The following is a 20,809-nucleotide window of genomic DNA, read 5'->3' as shown; positions in this document are numbered from 1 at the left end:
AGGTGCCACCGAGGTGGTCGCCACCTGCTGGCAGCGCACCGCTCATGTGGAAACTGCATGTGTTGGTCTGGTCGTCAGTGCCCATCGATGCTCCCTGTGTGCTTTAGCTGGATGAGAAACGGTGTCGTCGGGGTCACAATATAACGATTAGCCGCCGCATCGCAGCGGCGTCAATCTGTGGTGCAGCGATGCTTCGACACTGCTGTGAGGCGGTGCGTCGCGGGCTGCCGACGTGACGGGAAGCCCGATAGAGAGATCGTATTCCCGCAAGGTGCGCGTGGCCTGCCAAGAAAGTGACTGACTTCTAGACGGCGGTGCTGCGGCGGCCGAGCGACAACGGCCAAACCAAATAAAGCCCTGCGCCGATTGCTGCGGTGCGGGCGGTGCGAGGCCCGGTGAAACCGACGCCGGAGGATGGGGGCTGTCGAGGGCTTGATTTCCGCGAATCGTGTTCCACTCGCGGTGACCTGGGAGCACCCCCGCCAGAGGCTCCTAGTGGGGAACGGCGGATTCTGAGAGTCGACGCAACACAAGCGTTTTTGTCCGGCGTATTTCCGGGCATTTCGAGGCTATCGCGGATTCGACTCGGGCGTGTCGCGTTCGGCGTTGAACCACTCATCCTCCGGGTCGAGTCAGTGAAACACGCCACTTGGTCGGTGAGTCCGGTGGCGGCGAGCGGGTCGGCTCAGGCACCACCGCGGAATATGCGGTCGCATGGGTTATGGATATGCTTTCTCTACCGAACAGGGGCTTGGGGGCCGGTTGTCAACTGAAATTGCGGTGGTGGGCTCCGGCGACATCGACTTCCGATTCCTTGAAACGAGATTCGCTGGCCCCGCGGGTGCTCGCGACGCGTTCGAACGCCTTAATGCAGACATTGTTGGGATCGTTCATCCTGATGTTCAGGAAGTTCAAGCGAACCCGGGCGATTGGGGCATCGACGCCTACGTCGGGGACCTCGGAAAAGAAGGCGAAGTCCATATCTGGCAGTCGAAGTACTTCATCGACGGGTTTGCGAAGACACAGCAGGGCGATGTCCGAGACTCGTACACTTCGGCCCAGAAGGCTGCCCGGGAGAACGGTTACAAGATCGCGTCCTGGACGCTCTGCGTCCCCTGCGAACTCGATGGTCCGATGCTCACCTGGTGGGAAGGGTGGAAAACGCGAACGTCCAAGGCCGACACACTCACGGTGAGCCTCGAGACCGCAGGGCGGTTGCGGCGACGGCTCCAGGCATGGGCCGCGGCGGACGTTCGGAATCACTACTTCTCGCCTCTTTTTTCGCTGCCACCGACAGCCGCTGACCTCGAAGAGCCACGGGGACTAGAGGAACTTGTCGACAACACCAAGTACGACGACACTCTCTTCGTGCGTCAGATGGACGAAGCCGGCTTGCCAGAGACTTTCGCTGCCCGAGAAGCGTTCTTCAATGCCGAGATCCTGGAGCGCGAGGTCACCGACAAGGGGATCCAGCCCGAAATCTCGGCGCTCTCGACATGGCGTGTGCGGGTTTCATCGACCTGGTCAACGGCCTTCAACACGGCATGTCAGATGTCGACGGACCGGCGCTTCCCGCAACTATATGGCGAGGTGCTCGGAAGCATCGAGACAAGTCACGCGCAGGAGGCCGCGAGCCTTAGAGCACACGTCCTTCACGGCGTTGGCTTGCTCCATCAAGCCGTGGATAATGGCCGCGCGGGATGGGTTCGGGACTGGCGTGATGTCGCCAAAGTCCACCGTGCACGGATTCCGAACAGCGCCTCCAGCCCGAATAACGAGGATGGAATCGAGGAGAACCGTGAGCAACCAGGTTGACCCCAACGACAACGCGGCATCGACGCTGCGCGCGGAGTCTGTACCCGCTTTTCGGATGGCCCAGATCATTCTCGTTCTGGTGGGTACGCAAGCCCAGGCGAGGAAGCTGGATATCGAGCGGCTTTCGGTGATTGAGTTCCTGTCGGCGAATCCGTTCCTCGTGTTGGACACGGATTCTCCCGCCGCTAATCAGTTACAGCTGCAAGGATTTGGCCGCCACTCAATTGCCTACGCTTCGCCGAGCCAGCGCTTCGTTTCTCGGCGGGAACGAGTGACTTCGGACATCGGCCAACTGGTCGCTTTCGGGCTTGTACGACTCACTGTCCACGAGGGGCAGAGAGTCTTCGCCGTAACCGAATTGGGGCAGCTGTCAGCGGACAGTCTGTGCTCTGTGTACGCCGACGCATACCGGCTCAGCGTTGCGACCGTTGCTCCTCTCGTGATGAAGCTGTCTTCACCAAAGATGCGAGAGAGCCTCGAAACATGGCTTCGGGTCGACCCTGTGCTCTTTGACCTCATCGACAGTCCGACAATCGACGAGCTCGAGGCTGAAACCTCCGGGCTCGAACCACGCGACATGCTCTTCTAGGAACCGACGATAACCATGACGACTCTTCCCGCCTTCAACATACGAGCTCTCCGATTGGTCGGCCCAAAGCATTCGTACCGCGTCGACTTCACCGACCTGTACAACAAGGATCTGATCCGGCCACTGTCGATTATTGCCGGGGAGATCAGCACCGGTAAGACCACCGTGCTGGAGTTTGTCGACTGGTGCCTTGGCGCGAAGGAGCATCCCGAACACGATGAGGTGATGGCGAACGTACGATCCGCTCAGCTGGCCATCGACGTCACGGGACCGGGCGACGCTGACCCTGCACACTACGTCATCGAGAGAGCGCTTGGAACGAAGGCAACGAGCGCCTACCTTTACACCGGTGACCTAGATACGATGTCTGGCTCACCAGTTCGGTCTTTCACTTCCGACCCCGCCGATGCCGAATCGCTGTCCCACTATCTCCTGCAGCTGTGTGGTCTCGGCGGACTCCGCCTGGACCAGTCGCCGTCTCAGCCAGACTCGAAAACCAGCGCACTGAGCTTCAGAGACCTGCAACCGCTCTGGTTCCTCACCAACCGGAGGCTCGACAACGGCGACCTTGCGTACGAAAAACAACCGCACCGTTCCATCAAGCTCAACCAGGTCGTGAATATCATGTTCGGCGTCTCGGATGACGAGCAGTCAACGCTGTCTCGCGCCGTGGAAGAACTGGGCGCGGAGGAACGGGAGCTCGCGCGAGCTGTCCAGACGCTTCGGACCTTTATGACCGATGCGGGGCTCACCACCATCGAAGAGATCGACCCCGAGTCGGACCGGCTCAAAGTCAGGGTAGCCGAACTCAACGCACAGAAGCGGACTATCGACGGCAACATCTCCGCTCGCGGCGACTTCACCGTCGAGCTACGTGCGAACTACGCCCGGAACGAGAAGCAAGCACAGCGTATCCAGGCTGAGTTGCGAGACCGGGACACCCTTGCACGGCGGCTTGAACCCCTCCGCGCTCAGTATGCCGATGAGATCCGACGACTCGATCTCGTCGCCGAATCGCTAAACCTCTTCGACTCGCTGACCGTGGTGACATGCCCGGCATGTCAGAGCAAGCTCCAGTCACCACCCAAGGTCGTCGACAACGAGTGCTCGCTGTGCCACTCCCACTTGACAACAGACGTCACCGATGGCGAGAGCATTCCTGACCTCAGCACGGAACGACGCAGTCTTGTGCGCCGCTTGAACCAGCTCCTCGAGTTCGCTCAGGAAGTGCGCGCAGAAGGCGACAAGCTTCGGAGGAAACTGAGCGCCGCCAATGCTGAGGTACGAGAGGCGCAATCAGCGCTGGACCGGATCTCCGGCGAAATTATCTCGCCCTTCTTGACGCAGCGCGACGAAATCCAGCAGTCACTCGGTGACACTCGCGTCGAGCTCAAGACGATGCTCCGAGCACGGCAAATGCTGCTACAGCTGCAGCAAAAGGAAGTGGAACTCCTGCGGACGTCAGCCGCCCTCAAGGAGGCGAGAGCGCGCAAAGCGGGATACCTGAAGAATGCGACGCCTCGCGACACGACCCTCGCCCGCATCGGCGAACGCCTGTTCAGCATCCTTGAAGACTTCGGCTACCCGAAAGTCGATCTCGTGCACGTTGACAGAAACCTCGTGCCGTTCGTTCGCGGGCGCCGCTATGACAAGGTCGGTTCTTCTGGGGCCATGACGCTCATCGCACTCGCCTGGGAACTCGCGCTCTTCGAATTGGCGTTCGAGCAGGGTTCGGGCCATCCAGGATTCGTCATCGTCGACAGCCCCCAGAAGAACCTCGTCCCCGGAGCTGTCACTGTCCCGACTACGCCGAATCCAGGCGCGGACGAGGGCGATGCCGAAATCGACCGGCTCATCACCACTCGCAGCCGCAACATCGTGGAGAACATCTACCGCCACGTCGTGAGCTGGCTCGCCAAGCACCCCGGCGCGCAGATTATTTTCGTCGATAACCAACCACCGTCTGTGGCCGACCAGCACATCGTCATCCGCTACTCGCAGAACCCTGATGACCCGCCCTACGGTCTCATCGAGAACGAAGACGGTCACGCTTCGGAAGCCGAGAATCGCTGACAGGTGTTGTGGCTAGTCTGGATCCCGAGGTATCCACACACACGCTGTCTCGCAACCCTAGGGATATAAGGCGTCTCACGACTCTCTTTTTCGCCTTTGCAGATCGCCGGAATTGACCGGAATCTCGGGGCCCGGCGATTCGCATAACTACGTCGCATAACCTACTGGTTGAATGACGGTACTCACCGTTAGTTATGAAACACCAAGGAGCAGAGTGACGAAGCTGATCGGCTACGCGCGCGTATCGACGCGCCAACAATCCACCGACCGGCAACAAGCCGACATCCTGGCCGCGGGTGTCCGGCGCGACGACCTCTATGTCGACCAAGGGGTCTCTGGCGCCAGAGCAACACGGCCTCACTTCGATCGCGCACTGGACGCTCTCGAGGATGGCGACACGCTCGTCATCACGACTCTGGACCGGCTGGGTCGATCGACGCAGAACATGCTCGACTTCGCCAAGGAGCTCCGCGGCCGCGGCGCCGGCCTCCGCGTACTGAACCTGGGCGGCGGCGACGTCGACACCGCGACACCGATGGGGTCCATGCTGTTCACGATCATGGCGGCGCTCGGGCAGATGGAACACGAAATCAAGCGAGAGCGCGTTGTCGACTCGATCACCAAACGCCGCGCGGCCGGCAAGGATCTGGGCGGTCGCCCGCGGATCATCACCGACAGCCAAGTCCGCAATGCCCGCCGGCTCATTGAGGGCGGAGAGACAGCGGCCCAGGTCGCGCTCGACCTCGGAATGTCCCGAGCTACCTTCTACCGCCGAGCCCGAGCCCTGGGGCTACTACCAGATCAATCTGGTGACGAGACCCTGACAAGCGACAACACCAAATAGCGATCACAGCACGCCGCCACGGAGCACCAACAGCCACACGCCAGCTAGCCTGCCAACAGACCCTCGACCTCTACTACCGTGTCGAATAGGCCCCAGTGGCGCAGGCCCTCGTGGGAGTCGACGCCGGTGTAAGACAGGCTTGCATCCTCGAAGCGGCGGAATGTCTTGATTGCCTCGTTCATGTGCGAGGAATTGAACAGTCCGAGCGACACGAGCAAGTCGAAATCTTTGACCGTGAGGCCGGTAACCGAGCGAAACAGGTCTGGCTCCAGCTTCGTAATAACGTCCTTCAGCGTGTTCTCGCGGAAGTCCGTGAGATACATGAAGGCGGGGATACGGGTGGAGAACTTGATCAGTTTCTCTTGCACCTGCTTCCGCAGGGACTTACGTTCTTTCTCCTCTTTGGTGAGTTCCTTTTGGTCCTCCTTTGAGAGACCGCCTGCGGTTTTCGCCTTTTTCTTAAGTTCCTTAATTCGCTCGGTCTTATTGATGATCGTCTCGAACACGCTTACCCCGAGGCGGCGGAAACCCTCGATACGCGAAACGGCATCGAGCGCTTCCTGGTTGCCCATAATTCGTTTCAACGTGTCATTGTCCACATTGACGAGGATCGCGGACTCCCACTTGCGAGCGAGCAATGTTGCGCTGGTGCCAGACGCGGAGATGTCGAGTACGCTACCCGCGTCGATCTGCACCATGTTCGCGCCGTCGTAAGCGAGCACCGGCAGGAACGCGAGCAGGTCGGCTACAGCCTTGTCGTCGTTCGGCTGATCGGGCGCAAGGCCGCGCGCATAATCGGCTACCTGACGGAGAGCGCGTGTTGGGGCAAAGTCGAACACGAAGCAGACGGGCTTAACGACCTCTACTTCGTTTGGGTCGTTGCCGTTCGGGTTGGTAATTGCCCAAGGCGACTGGACACGAAAGGCAGCCTGAAAGTACGTCTCGGGGCGCGTGAGGTTGCGGAGCATGAGAATCGCCGACCATTGGGGCACTGTCACGCCGGTCGTTAACTTTCCGCAGGACAGTGTGATCGTCTTCGTGGCGAACCCGTCCTTGATCTTGCGGCGCACGGGTGGCAGAGCGGCTAGTCCGATCCCGGCACCGGGTCCGGAAACGTTCAGCACCTCGTACTCGCCCCAAAACTTCTGATTTTGTGGCGCTTTCAGTAGGCCTGCCATCGCGCCCACGGAGGCGACTGTCGGAAGGAACCAGAACGAGTGGTTGAGGTACGGCAAGACGTGCGTGTCGGAATAAGGAAATGGTGGGCGGGAGCCGACACGGAGCGCATCGATGCTGGTTGGGAGATGTCCCCCTCGGATGATGTCGAGCCATTTCTGTACATCGTCGGGGTGGCGGAAGACGGCATTCGTGCCTTCGCCGGTCGCCTCGAAGAAGCCGTTGAGATCAAACTCGTCGAACTCACCCTGGCTCGCCACGGTGATCAACTCGTCGGGCATCTGGTAGGTCATCAAGCACATCTGCGGTAGTGCAGCGTACGGATTGGACTTCTCCGGATGACTTGTGAGCCATTCCGTTTTCACGCGCTGTTCGTCGGTATATGTCCAGTTAAATAGGTTGTCATCTACGAACTCACCTTCGGCAATGGCCCGGAAAGGTGTGCCGGAGAGATATAAGAAAGCGCGAGTCGTGATCGGCAAAAAACTCGACTCGGCTTCGCCAAATTGTGCCATCTCTTCGTCTACTGCTTCCAAAGCAGCGCTGAATTCGACGGCAATTTCGGCTTTTGCTTCGGTGGTGTCTTCGCCCTCGAACAGTTCCTTAGCATTCTCCCGCCAGGCACCGAAGTGGTATTCATCGAAGATCACCAGATCCCAGTTGATCGCGTGGAGCCACTCGTTTTTCGACTTGATGAGGCCGGTCGCCCTATCTCGGCCCAATAGATCTTGAAACGACCCAAAATAGACCAGCGGACTGGTCGGGTCCGCTTTCGTCGGGTCCATCAGCGGGGACTTCGCGCTGGCGTACTGCCACCCCTCAAAATCAGAATGCGATTCGAGATCGGTCTGCCAGGAGTCTTCGACGGCTGGCTTATAAGTAACGACTAGGACGCGACGCGCGCGCATCTGCTTCGCCAGTTGATACGACGTGAAGGTCTTTCCGAAGCGCATCTTCGCGTTCCAGAGGAAGCGTGGCACCGCCTCCGGGTCGGCGTCCCACTCTCGACGAAAAAATGCCAGCGTTTTTGAAATCGCCTCGGCCTGCTCATCACGGGTGCCGAAGCTTTCGTGTCGCGTGCCAGACAGCTCGCGGTGCTCGCGGAGCTCGGTGATTGCTGTCAGCACCTGCTGAACCGTGCAACGCATCCACTCGCGTCCGCCGCCTATGGTCGAGAAGTCAACGTTCTCGAACCCCTTCGCAACGAGCCGCTTGCGAACCATCGTGTCGGTGATCCGGACCCCGTCCGCGTCGTAGGCCGGTTCATCGACATGGATGATTGCCTGCACGGCGGCTGTCGAAGTCTGCTGTCGCACCCGCGTCTTCACATCTCCAACGGTCTGACCGACCTTGAGTAGGCCGTCATGCGCGACGTCAGGGATCGAGTAGGCATAGAGCCGTGGCTCACCCTGAAGCATCGCTGGGAAGAGGTCGGAGAGAGAAGTGGCCGCCATCAGTCCTCGGCCCCCTCGTCCGCAGCGAGCACCATCGGCTTGATGACAGACTCGATATAGGCAATCTCGTCGGCGGAAAGCCCGTACTTCGCGTAAAGATCGGCGTCTGTCCACGCGCGATCCCACTCCTGCTGCGGGACCCAGGTGTAGGTAGACCGGAGGGCGTGCTGCGTGATTTTTCGGAGCGACACGAGGAAGCGAAAGAACTTCGTCGAGTAGTACGACATCAGGCTCTTTGCTTCGATCTCTGTATCAACCCAGAAGGCGAGATATGACTGGGTGCAGACCGAACCGGGCCCGGCGATGAGCGGGCGACCCACGATCTGGTGGGGCGTGCCATCCCCGCCGTTATACCCCTCCGTGGCCAGCACCTTCCAAGAATCAATTAGCTGAGCGTTCTTCCTGATGAAGGATCGAGGGACGAAACCAACAGCGCGCTTGCGCTTGATGTAGTGAAGCTCGACATCCTTGGATGTACCCGCCTCACGGAAGTCTGCGAAGTTCGTTGCGATTCCGAAAGGCGTATCGGCGGTCAAGTGGTTCACTACCGATGGCTCTGCCTGTGCGCGGACCTTCTGCAGAATTCCGATGGCGCGTGGGTCGCGCACAAAAACATCGAACTCTCCGAGGTCGCGGATGGTCGTGGTCGGCTCGCCATTGCGAACAATGGTTGCCTTCGCGTCGCCCTCGTAGGCACTCTCCCACAGGAAATAGCAGATTCCACCCTTCACCTCGACGCCCGGGAACACCTCGGCGGCGGCCGGGAAGTCCACAAGTTCTCGGATGTGACCTCCGCCAAGCATGGCGGCCCTGAACCCGTCCATGCCGCGTCCACCAGCGAGCCACCGGGATGGAATCACCATGCTGAGGTATCGGGGTTCCAATTTCTGCGCCTGCTCCACGAACAGGTGGTAGATCGAGGAGTCCGACGATCCGCCTGCTCCGCCCGTCATTTGATACGGCGGGTTTCCAATTACGACATCGAACTGCATGGGGACTCCAAAAAGGGCAGAGACGAGTCCATTTGGGTCGTCCGTGTGAATAAATTCGTAGGCGTGCGTCTCCAAATCGTCGCGCTCCGTGACGCCGAAGAGGCTCCGGGGTGCCCCGCAAAACCCGCAGGTGGGGTACACCAGCAGCTCGTCGCCGGTGACGGGGTGGATCTGCCGCTCGGGTGTGCCCTTGCTCCAGTTGTGCTCAGTTCGCTTAAACCAGATATTGCCCCAGGAACGGGTGAACGACTTGGCGATGGAGTGCTCGCCCATCGCATCCTTGGAGCAGTAGAGCGAGCGGCGTGCTAGCAGGCTTGTAACCGTCGTGATGGCGATGCCGTGCACTTGCTTCATGAGAATGTGGTCGACGCGCTTGTCGAGGTCTGGTTCCCAAGACTCCAACCCCTCTACGAGCCGTCTCGTAATCTCGCGCGGGAAGACACCGGACTTCGTGAATGGGTCGAGGAATGTCACGGTCGGATCAGCCCAGATCGAAGCGCCGTCGTGGTCGACGGCCCACGCGTCGGCGAGGGTATCGAGCATCCGGCCCGCGAATTCTGGCGGGGTGAAGACTTCGTCGTTAGACAAGTTTGCAATCGTATTGAGCACGTCGGGCTTTCGAACCCTGAATGAAAGCGCGGCGCCGTTCTTCGAAAGGTCGGTAATAGTCATTTCGCTCATGCGTCTTGCTGCTCTTCCGCTGACTCTGCTATCTGGCTGGCGGTCATGGGAGCATAGGACCTCACTGGCTCGAACACTTCAGGGCCAGCGAGCCGGTCATAGCGGAAGTCGCGTCGCTGGAACTTGCCCTTGCCGATGTAGCCCCACTCGGGAAATACGATGGGCTCACCTCGATGGGTGATCATGGCGAGGGCGTCGCCCTGCACGATGTTTGCCGTCACGACGACCGCCGCGGCTCGGTGCCATTCATCGCCGACTTCGGACCCGACGTAGCCATTGAAAAGAACGAGAAGGTTGCGGCGGCATTCCGCGACGTTGTCGCCCTGGATTTCAATCCCGTATATAGACATCAGAGCCAGGAGCATGTGGTGGCGCTTCTCAAAAATGCTCCGACCGTAGCGAGCTTTCGCGGTCGCCATTTTGCGTCCAAGTACGCGAATTAGGAAGTTACCGGTACCGCACGCAGGTTCAAGGAAGCGCGATTCCACCCGCTCCGACTCGGCCTTCACGAGGTCGAGCATGTCGTCCACGAGCCAGGCAGGGGTAAGTACTTCAGCGTGATCTTGTACCCGCTGTCTTGACCTGACGAGCGGGTGCGCCGCTACCGTGTCGAGCAGCCTCTTAACGTTCGCCATACCTTCGTCCTTGTTATTTCGCAGCTTCACCGTACCGACAACGCTCAGACGCGGGGGGTGAGCACGCTCGTAGGGAGCGAAGAGGGCAAGGGAGGGAGTCACGGAGCGCATTTCCGGTGATCATGGAGCAGGATGTGGTTGTGTACCACCACGCTATCGTCACCCTCGCAGGTCAATTCTCCATCAAGGCCGTCGGGGGAAGCGTGATGTGGGTCGACAAGAGAGCCGAGTATTGAGGGTCCGTGTTAGCCCAGGTGACCTCAGCACCAACTAGAAGCTGATCGGTTCGATCAATCTCCGGTCCTCGCTGTCCAGAGTGCGGACGGTGTTGACTGTCCGGGCTACCGGGTACGCCGTCACGGTCTTGGCAACAGAGACGGAGCTGCGGTCAAGCATCGAGAGCGGTAACTCCTTGTCGCTGATCTTCTCCGGGCGTAGCCATTGGTCCCACACGTCCGAGGTCAAGAACACGGGCATGCGGTCGTGGATCTCGCCTGACGCGTCACGAGCTGCGCGCGTGATGATCGTGAACGTGACCTTCCACACGTCGTCCTCCTGGCGGGCTGCGTAGAGGCCGGCCGCGGCCAGCCCATCGCCGTCGCCATGGATGAAGTAGGGCTGTTTGCCGTCGTCCATCTGTTGCCACTCGTAGTAGCCGGCCATGGGCACCAGACACCGTTGGCTGGCAAACGCGCTGCGGAACATGCCGTTACTGGCCACCGATTCCAGGCGTGCGTTGATGGGGGCCGGTCCACCAGGCTTCGCCCAACCTGGCTTCAATCCCCAGGAAGCCAGGTCCAGGTCTCGCTGCACTGTTTCGTCGTGGATCCATTCGCGCACGATGGGTGCCTGGTCCGTGGGGGCGACACTGTACGAGGGTTGCCAGTCGGCGGCGTTGTTACCGGTGGCGTCGAAGAGGCTCAGGAGCTCGTCTGTCGTATTGGGGACCACGTATCTGCCGCACATGCAGTTGAAACTAGCTCTCCCGCGGCCTCGTCAGCAATGGGATCCCCGTCCTCCTCTGGGCGCCATCGATAAGACAACATCAGACCAGTCGGACGAATCCGCACTCCGGGCAGCACCAGCAATGGTCGCCATCGGTGCCCTTGATCGCCAGGGCATCGAGCATCGTTCGCCGTTCGGCACCCTCTGGGGCGTTGCCGTATTTCGTTATTGCCAAAAGCTAACTCTGAACGTTTATGAGCATTTCTGATAGAATTGAGTAACGACGGAGGGGCTTGTTGTGGCTGGTGGATACGATGTTCGGGCGCTGTACCCGGAGCTCTTTGAGGGTGTGGATCCGGACACCGCGATGCGGGTTATGAGCAACTTCGGAAGTGATGCCCACGAGGGACGCGAGGCGTCTCGGCGCGACGTCGAGCTAGCCCTCCTGCTGTCGACGGAGAAGATTTCTCGCGAGCAGTTCAGGGCTCTTGCCCGAGCTGAGATTCGACCTGGACGAACTGACACGCCCTGATGCCGTCCGGGGAACAATTCGATACGTCCTACCCGGATTTTCTGTCGACGCTGTGTCCGCTCGGGGAGACAGGCGGAGTTCATTTGATGCGAAACACCGAGGGAATCCGCGACCGGGTTGAGTTGCAGCGATTCGAAGATTTTCTCGTCGATGACGCGCGAGATGCTATCCAACGCGGGGCCATTCCGATCGAGCGGTCGTTTGATCTGGCGCACGCCCGGCAGTTGCATACGGCGATGTTTTCGGAGTTGTACCCGAACTGGGCGGGCGCGGTCCGGCCGCACGGGATGGTCAAAGGCGATCATGCTTTCGCCGCACCGAACCAGATCGGACAGTACTGGCGAAACGCCGCCGAGGCGATCCGTAAGGCGGATCTGCCCGGCATACCGAGGGAGGAGTTCGTGCCCATGGTTGCGTTCGTTTACGCGAACATCAACCAGGCTCACTTTGGCCGGGAGGGGAACGGTCGTACCGGCAAGCTCTTCCTTGACCAGGTGGCTGAGCAGTCAGCTTTCACGCTGAACTACTCCCTCGTCGAGAAGGGGCTGTGGAATGAGCAGTCGAAGCGGTCCCGGCCGGAAACGGGGTATCTCGCGGTGCGTCCCGCGGAGCTGGTGGCCGTGTTCGACCAGATCACCCGCGACCGGGCGAAGCCGGTACCGGCCCAGATCATTCCGCTCGCGCCGGAGCTGCAGCGGATCATCGACGTGCACAAACGAAATTTCCCGACGAGTGCCACGCAGATCGGTCGGCCGGCTCAGGGGCGTAACGCCGAGGCACGGGGATACCAGGCGCTGGACCCGGGGCTTGGCACCGAGACGGGTTACGGGAGGTAGCGGGTCGTGAGGGTTGTTGGCTATGCCCGCGTGTCCATGCAGGATCAGAACCTTGATTCGCAGACCGACGCGCTCCGAGCGGCGGGGGCCGAGTTCATCTATTCGGACGAGTCGACGGGCAAGAATGCCGCCCGGCCGGGCCTGGCCGACTGCATGACGTGTCTGCGGCGTGGTGACACGTTGCTGGTCTACAGCACCGACCAGCTGGGCCGGTCGATGAGCGACGTCGTGTCCATCGTTTCCGAGTTGCGGACGCGGGGTGTGGAGTTCAAATCGCTAACCGAGCCGTTCGACACCACCGCTGCGGGCGGCGAGTTGTTCTTTGATATCTGTGCCGCTTTCGCGCAGATGAATGGCCGCATCATTTCTGATCGCACCCGCGCTGGCCTCGCGTCCGCGAGGGACCGCGGCCGGCTCGGCGGGCGGCCTACCGTGATGACCCCGGAGCGTATCGAGGTCGCCCGGCGCATGCGTGCCGAGAAGGCGACCTGGGCGGCTATCGCCCAGGCGTTGCAGGTTGGTATGTCGAGCGTGCGCCGCGCTCTCGCTGACGCTGACGAGCACGAATTGAAGGAGACAGTATGACCGACGCTGCCGCCAGTGACGACGATGGGCTTGACGCCATCGCGGCAGGGCTGCTCGCGGATGACTTTCGCGCGAGCGAGGAACAACGCAAGTTCGATCGCATGCTTGATGACCACATCGACGGCGTGACTTACGTCGAGCGCGACGGTGTGACGTACACCGAGGACGGCCGGCTCTTCGAGGAGATGGATCACACTGGGATTCCAGGAGCTGGCGCTGAGTTTCTTGCGGAGCTGCGTGCGAAGGCCATGTACGAGGGGGAGCGTCCGCCTGCCTCGCTGGCCGAGGTTCACGCAGAAATGGCGCGACCTGAGGTGGATCCATCGACGGACTCTCACGGCTCTCCAGCACTCGATCCCGAGCTGCAGCGCATCGTCGATGTGAACAAGCGCAATTACCTCACACCTGCAGCCTGGAGCCGCGTGCGTGGGAAGCACGCGGCACCCGAGGGCCGTGAATACAGGGCGTCGACTCCAGAACGAGACCGGGGCCTAGACCTAGGCCGGTGAGCCACTTTCAGGCCGATAACTTGCCGTCCCAGGGTGTGCGAGGCCGCGTAGTCGTGCGAGTTCCTTGCTGTTGAGCCCCAACCGCTCGCCACCTATGCGCAAGGCTGAGCCTCAGGTCGACGAAATGTTCTAGGTCTGGAGACCCGCCGTGGACTTGCGGAGCAGCGGCGGTTCTGGGGGTATATCGACCATTCGGAACGAGGGGAAACGGTCCAATCCAGCGGTAACCTCTGGGAGTCAGCGATCAGTCGGACGGAGCGGGTTCCCGCGTTCCCGGCCTGCACTGAATCTACAACATCGCCGAAGATCCAGGCATGGATTAATGCCTGCTTTGCGGCGACCCGAGCGAACGGAAGTAGTCATGGAATCCCAGGGGGGAGGGAACCAGGCAGTAGACCAGACGGCAGCAGAGCAGACGGCAGCAGCGCAGACAACGGCGCGCCCGCACACGCCCGGAGCCGGGCGTAGAGCGGCGCCACGGGTCATCCGGGACCTCCGGGGCAACGTCCCCGGACAGGGCCTCATGATCGAGGTGCTCCGCCGCCAAGCGGAATCCGGAGAGATCGTCCCCGAGACCGGCGCCGTGCTCTTGACAGACGCCGCTGTGCCGTGGCGGATCGGCGCGCTCGGAGAGATCCAGGTCGGCGCGCACCTCGCGCAACTCGGCCCGGAATGGACCGTTCTGCACTCCGTTCCCGTCGGGAAGGGCGAGAGCGACATTGACCACGTCGTCATCAGCCAAGCCGGGGTGTTCACCATCAACACGAAACGGCACGCGGGCCAGAAAATCTGGGTCGCCGGGCGCGGGTTCATGGTCGGCAATCACAAGCAGCCGTACATTCGGAAGGCCAGCCAGGAAGCGAAACGCGCGGAGAAGATGCTCTCCCAGGTGACCGGGATGACGGTCCCTGTCTGCGGTGTCATCGCGCTCGTCGACCCGGCCAGCATTACCCGGAAAGCACCGCCCGAGGGCGACGGTGTCGAACTGCGCATCATCGACTCCCGCGACCTCTGCGCCACCGTCAGCGGCCGCCCCATCTTCAGCGTCGAACAGGTCGCCGTCATCGTCGCCGCGGCAGCGCAACCCGGGACCTGGCACGCGGGCCCACACTCCATCGAGGAACCCGCCGAGATCGCCGCCGCATTCCACGCGCTCAGCGACCGCGTCGTGGACGAGGCGACGCCACCCGTCATCCTGCGGCCGCGCACCACAGCTTCCCCGGCAACCACGCGCACCCGTCAGCCAACGGCGGCGAAGCCCCGCGCCGCCCGGCCCAGCAAGAGAGCCCAGAAGGCGAAGGAGAAGCGACAGGCCGAGATCATTAAGCTCGTCGCCATCTGCGTCGGGCTGACCATTTGGTACGTCAGCACCCGCTAGCCGCAGGTTGGCATGTCGAGTGTGCGGCGCACCCTGGCCGAGGACACGATCGAGCACGAATCGAAGGCGTCCTAGACGCCTTGCCCGGCCACACCGGCATCCATCACGCCGAGAGTCTTTCGTTCCAAGCCGTGAGCTGGTGCGTTGATCGGGGCCGGGCCACCGGGCTTCGCTCACCCTGGCTTCAATCCCCATGACGCCAGGTCCACGTTTCGCTGCACTGTTTCATCGTGGCTCCATTCGCGCACGATGGGTGCCGGGTCCGTGGGGGCGACACTGTACGAAGGCTGCCAGTCAGCGGCGTTGTCGCCGGTGGCGTCGAAGAAGCTCAGCAACTCAGCTGTGGTGCTGGGAACCACGAATCTGCCGCACATGCCGTTGAAACTAGCTCTCCCCCGCGCCCATCAGCAATGGGATCGTCTCCTCACCTTCTGAGCATTATCAGGAAGAGGAACGTCAAACGATTCGAACGAAACCGCACTCCGGGCAGCACCAGAATGGGCTTTCATCGGTGCCCTTGATCAGCATGGGGACCAAGCATCGCTCGCAGTTCGGCACACCCAGGTCGTCGTCCATGTCGGCCAGACTACGCGCCCTCGCTGGACCTTCGGCGGATCCCGTTGCCGGCTTGGTGGTCGCTTAGCTGAGCGGCCGCCCGACGGGCAGTGGCGAGCTGTCGCCCTTGTACTTCTCCCCTGCGTTGTGTGTGAGTTCGCGGCGTTCTACCTCTGCCAGGACGGCTCGCTCGACGAAGTCTGACCAGCTCTCATCACCCTCGAGGTGGCTCGTTGCCCGGTATGTGGCTCGGGCCCGGTCACGCGTCGCTGCTGACAGGTAGGTAGTCATCCTGGCGGTCGAGTCGACCACAACGGTTGCCGACTTCTTTGGCGGGGTGCGTGAAGGTTTGGCCGCTTTGGCCGGCATGGGTTCGGCCTGTTGAGCAGTTTCTGGTTTGGGTTCGGGTCGATTTCTGGCCTGGAGTCGGCTCAAGTCGTGAGTCCCGGCGCTGGAGTGAGACCGCCGATCTGTCGGTTGGGGGTGCCGTCGCTCATGCGAGGGACTCCTGGTTCTCTACGGCTGTGATCCTGGCCACGACTTCTTGGGTGATTGCCTGCAGGTCGTCGGCGACCGACGATGCCGTGCGTGGTGCGAGTGCCTGTGCTTGAGCGTCACCGCGCCGGATTTCGTACCACTTCGGTCCCTTGCGGACTTGTGCGTCGAGTTCGTGCACCAGGAGCCCCCGTTCTCGGGTTGCTTGGGCGGTCGCTTCACTGTGGCGGACGGTGGCGGTGAAGACGACGTTGTTGTCGGCGTTGAAGAGCTCGGCGATGTGTTCGCGTGCTTCGCGTTGGACGACGTGGGCGGAGGTGCCTACATCGACCAGGACCACGCCCAGGAAGTCAAGGGTGGGGTTCACTCCCAGGACGGCGTCGAGTCGTGCTGCGACGGCGCCGAGCCCCTTTCGGCTTGACTTGTGACTCTTGACTGGGACGAGTGCCCACCTCGCGGCCGCTACGGCCGCCGTCTGGAGGGTTTCATCGCCTGGTGGGCAGTCGATGAGGATCATGTCGTAGTCGCCGGCAATGGGCTCGAGGAGGTGCGCAACGGCAAGCTTGGCCCCGTAGGGGTCCCTTGTTCGCCTTGGCAGCGAGACCGGCAGTGGCCTGGTCGAGGGCTGGGCCCCGGTCGAATACGTCAAGGTTTGGTCGGACTTCTCGGATTGGGGCCGAGGTCCACGAGCAGTACAGTTCAACGTCGGGTTATCCGCCAGGCCTCCATCGACGCTATTGCGACGGGTTCAAGTGCAGCCGCAAGGCTTCAGCGACCAGGGCAGACCGTGACGGTGCACCAAGAGTCTGTACCTTGGCGTCAAGCCACTCGCGCTGCTCCGTGCTTAGTCTTAAATTCATCTGAATTCCTGCGGATCCACGGCGGCGGCGGGCTCGAGTCGGCATGACCTTGCCCTGCACAAGCGGCGCCACCGGCACGAATTCCGCGGCGAGCTGGGCATCCGTCACGAAGTCGAAGGCTTCCACGAGCAAGTCCGTGTAGGTGATACGTCGCGCCAAAGAGGTCTCACGAGCACGCTCAAGTGTCAGTGGGGCCAGATAAACACCGATGGTAGCGACCCCTCCCCCACTTGCGCTGGAGGCGACCGGTTGAGTGACGGTCGATGGCTGCGGCACAGGCACCACGGTTAGAGCAGGAGCTACTTTCGGTTCAAGTGCAGCCGCGTCTGAGGACTCGGGCACGGCGGGTGCTGGCGGGCGCGGGGGCAGGAGCCCCGCCAGGCCGGCAGCACGGTCCTTGGGCTCTGCCCCACGGGTCTTCGGAGTCGTGAAGCTGGTGCCGACGCTCGAGCGCTTGATCATGCCGTTCATGCGGTCACGACCTCGTCCTGGATCTGGCCCAGAGCTGTAAGAATCTCACGGGTTAGGTTTTCGTAGTCCTCGGCCAGACCGCTCGCATCGCGCACGAACAACCCATCGGCCGGCTTCTCCTTGGCCTTGAGCGCGGTAAGCCTGGCCGTGCGGTCATCCCGTGCAGCCTGTTCCAGCTCGTGAATCAACAGCCCCCGGCTGCGCGCGTCGACGGCAGCGCTGTCGAGGTGACGAATGCGCGTCTCAAACACTGGCGCGACGCCGCCGAGCAGATCGGTGAGCGCCGCGCGGACGTCGCGCTCGAGGCGCACGGAACGGGATCCGACCGCGAAGAGCACGACGCCCGCAAGACGCAGCTGCGGGTTGCGGGCGGCCACATTCTGAAACCGCTCAGCAACTCGGGCGACACCATCGATGCTGGCTTCGTCAGACCGCGTCGGAATGACAACGGATGTCGCCACGGCCAGCGCGCCCTCGGCGATCACTCGGTCTCCTGGAGGCGTGTCGAGCAGGATCAGGTCGTACTCCCCCGCGATTGCGCCCAGCGTGCGCTCGAGCTGAACTCCGAAGTCGCCAGCGCCACGCTGCTGCCAGGAAAAGTTGAGGCCGGCGATGTCACCCACTGCCGGGCCTCCGGGCACGACATCGAGGTTGGGCCGGACGTCTTTGAGTACGGGCAGGCTACCCCCGGTCGCGAAGGCGTTGAAGAGCTCTTGTCCGTCGGACGGCGCGAAGCCGAGGTCCCGTGCGATGTTGCCCTGAGGGTCGAGGTCCACGATCAGGGTACGCACGCCCGCTGCCGCAGCCAGGCCGCCGACGTTGGCGACGAGGCTGGTCTTTCCGACTCCGCCCTTCCCCTGCTCAACAGCGACAGTGCGTGCAATAGCCATGGTGGACTCCCTCATTGTGCAAACTGCAATAACAATTGCTATTAGCATAGCGGACGTAGTCGCCGCACGTAAAACTATGTGCGCAATATTTATAGCTGCACCGCGTAGTGCTATAACACGTGCTATACGTATTGCTATACAATATGCTTACAGTTCAATATGTCGAGGGTGCCCGGAAAGATCGATACTCACACCTCAAAATTGAAACTCGTTCGCCCACGAAAGCCCCGACCAGGTGCCAGATCGTTGGCGCTTTAGTTACGTTTCGTTCTGTCATTTTTCGAAGTCCTTTGCACAACGACCCGTGTGTTTTCGGGGTTGTGCAGACGAGTGTGACGACTGACTTTTCCGTACTCCCCTGCACGAGTGTCGCTTCTGCTCGTACTTGCCTGCACAAGCAGGAGGTAGAGGGGAGGGGCGCCGAGTCGGCCAGGGTCCGGATACGATCGCCGTCGTTGAGCCGAGACGGGCGACTACGCCAGAGGTCAACTCAGCGACAAGGCCTCGTCGGATAGTCACCGAGTCAGTTGTGCACGCGAGTACGGACATTTGTGCAATCGTGAGCGGAAAATGACACGAATTCTCTGGATCGCATCATCTGCCGCTGCGGGAGTGACCTGTGCCGTGACGCCACGCGTGACGAGCCGGTCGGCCGCTTGGCGCCGCTTCGAGGCAGCGACCGCCGATTAGACTCGATGCGGACCCACCGACAGCCGGATTCTGGAGTGTCGAGCCGGAGTTCAGAGAGAGGCGCAGAATGCACGGCGAGTACAAGGTGCCCGGCGGAAAACTCCTGGTCGTCGACCTCGATGTGGTGGAGGGCACGATCGTGAACTTCCAGCTTGCCGGCGACTTCTTTCTCGAGCCGGATGAGGCGCTTGCCGCGATCAATGGTGCCGTGAACGGCCTGCCCGAGGAAAGCGGATCCTCCGACATCACCGAGGCCGTGCAGACGGCACTGCCAGCCGGTGCGATGCTCCTTGGTTTCTCACCTGCTTCGGTCGCTGTGGCTACCCGACGAGCGTTGACACGCGCATCGGTCTGGACCGACTACGACTGGCAGCTCATTCACGGCGAGCCGTATCCCGAACTGCTGCAGATGGCTCTCGATCAGGTACTCACCGAGGAGGTCGGTGCTGGTCACCGCCAACCGACTCTGCGCTTCTGGGAGCGCACGGAACCGGCTGTGGTCATCGGCAGTTTTCAGTCGCTGAAGAACGAGGTAGACCTGGAGAACGCGGAGAAGTACGGAATTCAGGTCGCGCGACGCATAACCGGCGGGGGTGCCATGTTCGTGGAGCCCGGATCCTTCATCACCTACTCGATTTACGCACCGACCGACCTCGTTCACGGCATGTCGTTCGCCGAGTCATACGCTTACCTCGACGAATGGGTGATCACTGCGCTGAGCGTTCTGGGCGTCGACGCCTACTACCAACCGTTGAATGACATCGCCTCCTCCGCAGGAAAAATCGGCGGCGCCGCGCAAAAACGCCTGAGCACCGGCGCGCTCCTGCATCATGTGACGATGAGCTACGACATGGACGCCGAGAAGATGGTGCAGGTGCTCCGGATCGGTCGCGAGAAAATGAGCGACAAGGGAACCAAGAGCGCCAAGAAGCGGGTCGATCCGCTGCGCAGCCAAACCGGTCTCAGCCGGGACGAGATCATGGACGAGATGGTGAACACTTTCCGCGGCCTGTACGGTCTGAGGACGGGGGCGATCACATCGGAGGAACTGGCGCGCGCCGAGCAACTGGTTGTGGAGAAGTTCGGCACCGAGGAATGGCTGCACCGCGTACCCTGAGCGGCCTGGCGGCACAGACGGCACAGACGGCACAGACGGCACAGACGGCAAACCCTCAGGCGAGCGGCATGTAGCGTGCATCCAGCAGCTCACGGGTGAATGGATACTGCGGACTGCTGAAGAGCGCGGCCGCGCTTCCCTGCTCGAGCACAGCGCCATCCTTCATCACCAGGATGTCGTGACTGAGCGCGCGCACCACCGCCAGGTCATGCTGTCATTTTTCGAAGTCGTCTGCACACAACAGCCCCTATGTTTTCGGGGTTGTGCAGGCGACTGTGAACACTGGCTTTTCCGTACTCATCTGCACAAAACGCCCGTTTGCTCGTACTCCTCTGCACGACGGATGCGGCCGGTGGATGCGGAGGCGGTGCACATTGGCGAGTTCGGCACGAGCGATCGTCGCCAGGGACGCCGTCGATGCGGCCGTGCTGTGGTCGTGGCGGCGCGGATCAAGTTCACGCTCCCGAGGCCAACTGAGCAGAAAAGACCTCGTCAGTGGATCTCCGAACCAGTTGCGCAGGCGAGTACGAACATCTGTGCAGACGACTTCGAAAAATGACAAATGACGAGAGCGAGCAGCACCCGGGGTTTCGTGTTTCGTTGTTTTGTTACGTGTTTTGTGTTTTGTTCTGTTAGTGTGACGTTATGAGTGATCTGGTGCAGGCTGAGCAGCGTACGTGTCGGTTT

General features: G+C 61.4%; 19 protein-coding genes. 9 read left to right on the top strand and 10 right to left on the bottom strand.

All coding sequences use genetic code 11. The features are described from left to right. Positions 1–762 precede the first annotated feature (762 nt). The 4 genes from CXY77_RS02670 to CXY77_RS02655 all read left to right on the top strand — a co-directional run bounded on the left by CXY77_RS02670 (position 763) and on the right by CXY77_RS02655 (position 5,321). Positions 763–1,815, top strand: coding sequence for a hypothetical protein (locus tag CXY77_RS02670; protein ID WP_140425458.1), 1,053 nt, complete (start codon positions 763–765; stop codon positions 1,813–1,815). Then, positions 1,799–2,404 (top strand): hypothetical protein, encoded by a 606-nt coding sequence (locus CXY77_RS02665; RefSeq protein WP_104129600.1) that lies wholly within the window; start codon positions 1,799–1,801, stop codon positions 2,402–2,404. Before CXY77_RS02670 ends, CXY77_RS02665 begins: the two co-directional genes overlap by 17 nt. Before the next feature lie 615 nt (positions 2,405–3,019). Next, entirely contained in the window at positions 3,020–4,477 is a 1,458-nt protein-coding gene (locus CXY77_RS02660) for a hypothetical protein (RefSeq protein ID WP_158252758.1), read from the top strand. Between the two features lie 214 nt (positions 4,478–4,691). Continuing rightward, a complete protein-coding gene (locus CXY77_RS02655; RefSeq protein ID WP_104129598.1) occupies positions 4,692–5,321 on the top strand; it encodes a recombinase family protein in 630 nt (209 codons plus the stop codon). Positions 5,322–5,365: 44 nt separating this feature from the next. Here the strand turns inward: CXY77_RS02655 and CXY77_RS02650 are convergent, their stop codons facing one another. From CXY77_RS02650 to CXY77_RS02635, 4 genes are all read right to left on the bottom strand, one after another. After that, a complete protein-coding gene (locus CXY77_RS02650) occupies positions 5,366–7,951 on the bottom strand; it encodes a DEAD/DEAH box helicase family protein (RefSeq protein WP_104129597.1) in 2,586 nt (861 codons plus the stop codon). Further along, positions 7,951–9,624: an Eco57I restriction-modification methylase domain-containing protein gene (locus tag CXY77_RS02645; protein ID WP_104129596.1), complete on the bottom strand. Its 1,674-nt coding sequence runs from the start codon at positions 9,622–9,624 to the stop codon at positions 7,951–7,953. Before CXY77_RS02645 ends, CXY77_RS02650 begins: the two co-directional genes overlap by 1 nt. Then, complete coding sequence (locus tag CXY77_RS02640; RefSeq protein ID WP_104129595.1) at positions 9,621–10,259, bottom strand: restriction endonuclease subunit M; 639 nt, start codon at positions 10,257–10,259, stop codon at positions 9,621–9,623. The genes CXY77_RS02645 and CXY77_RS02640 overlap by 4 nt, the downstream gene beginning before the upstream one ends. A gap of 270 nt (positions 10,260–10,529) precedes the next feature. Further along, on the bottom strand, positions 10,530–11,225 hold the full coding sequence (locus CXY77_RS02635) for an SOS response-associated peptidase (RefSeq protein WP_104129594.1): 696 nt from the start codon (positions 11,223–11,225) through the stop codon (positions 10,530–10,532). 597 nt (positions 11,226–11,822) lie between these two features. On the opposite strand from CXY77_RS02635, the gene CXY77_RS02625 reads away from it, so the two are divergent. From CXY77_RS02625 to CXY77_RS02610, 4 genes are all read left to right on the top strand, one after another. Next, a complete protein-coding gene (locus tag CXY77_RS02625; protein WP_158252757.1) occupies positions 11,823–12,572 on the top strand; it encodes a Fic family protein in 750 nt (249 codons plus the stop codon). Between the two features lie 6 nt (positions 12,573–12,578). Next, positions 12,579–13,157: a recombinase family protein gene (locus CXY77_RS02620; RefSeq protein WP_104129591.1), complete on the top strand. Its 579-nt coding sequence runs from the start codon at positions 12,579–12,581 to the stop codon at positions 13,155–13,157. Further along, positions 13,154–13,666 (top strand): hypothetical protein, encoded by a 513-nt coding sequence (locus CXY77_RS02615; protein ID WP_104129590.1) that lies wholly within the window; start codon positions 13,154–13,156, stop codon positions 13,664–13,666. The genes CXY77_RS02620 and CXY77_RS02615 overlap by 4 nt, the downstream gene beginning before the upstream one ends. Before the next feature lie 361 nt (positions 13,667–14,027). Next, a complete protein-coding gene (locus tag CXY77_RS02610; RefSeq protein ID WP_158252756.1) occupies positions 14,028–15,044 on the top strand; it encodes a nuclease-related domain-containing protein in 1,017 nt (338 codons plus the stop codon). Between the two features lie 173 nt (positions 15,045–15,217). Here the strand turns inward: CXY77_RS02610 and CXY77_RS02605 are convergent, their stop codons facing one another. From CXY77_RS02605 to CXY77_RS02585, 5 genes are all read right to left on the bottom strand, one after another. Then, positions 15,218–15,418, bottom strand: a complete 201-nt coding sequence (locus CXY77_RS02605) for an SOS response-associated peptidase family protein (protein WP_104129588.1) — start codon at positions 15,416–15,418, stop codon at positions 15,218–15,220. A 265-nt stretch (positions 15,419–15,683) separates the two neighbouring features. Further along, on the bottom strand, positions 15,684–15,890 hold the full coding sequence (locus CXY77_RS02600; RefSeq protein WP_140425457.1) for a hypothetical protein: 207 nt from the start codon (positions 15,888–15,890) through the stop codon (positions 15,684–15,686). 202 nt (positions 15,891–16,092) lie between these two features. Further along, positions 16,093–16,743 carry a ParA family protein gene (locus tag CXY77_RS02595; protein ID WP_199181859.1) on the bottom strand — a complete coding sequence of 217 codons (651 nt, stop codon included), beginning with the start codon at positions 16,741–16,743 and terminating at the stop codon, positions 16,093–16,095. Positions 16,744–16,828: 85 nt separating this feature from the next. Then, positions 16,829–17,425, bottom strand: a complete 597-nt coding sequence (locus CXY77_RS02590; protein WP_140425456.1) for a ribbon-helix-helix domain-containing protein — start codon at positions 17,423–17,425, stop codon at positions 16,829–16,831. Continuing rightward, positions 17,422–18,315 carry a ParA family protein gene (locus CXY77_RS02585; RefSeq protein ID WP_104129585.1) on the bottom strand — a complete coding sequence of 298 codons (894 nt, stop codon included), beginning with the start codon at positions 18,313–18,315 and terminating at the stop codon, positions 17,422–17,424. The genes CXY77_RS02590 and CXY77_RS02585 overlap by 4 nt, the downstream gene beginning before the upstream one ends. A 757-nt stretch (positions 18,316–19,072) precedes the next feature. Between CXY77_RS02585 and CXY77_RS02580 the strand changes: the two genes are divergently transcribed. After that, positions 19,073–20,122, top strand: a complete 1,050-nt coding sequence (locus tag CXY77_RS02580) for a biotin/lipoate A/B protein ligase family protein (RefSeq protein WP_104129584.1) — start codon at positions 19,073–19,075, stop codon at positions 20,120–20,122. Between the two features lie 55 nt (positions 20,123–20,177). Here CXY77_RS02580 and CXY77_RS20060 read toward each other — a convergent pair whose 3' ends face one another. Further along, on the bottom strand, positions 20,178–20,321 hold the full coding sequence (locus CXY77_RS20060) for a hypothetical protein (protein ID WP_158252755.1): 144 nt from the start codon (positions 20,319–20,321) through the stop codon (positions 20,178–20,180). Positions 20,322–20,809: the final 488 nt, after the last annotated feature.

This window comes from Cryobacterium sp. N21, assembly GCF_002929575.1.
Taxonomy (GTDB): domain Bacteria; phylum Actinomycetota; class Actinomycetes; order Actinomycetales; family Microbacteriaceae; genus Cryobacterium; species Cryobacterium flavum.
This window is presented reverse-complemented; position numbering and strand designations above follow the sequence as displayed.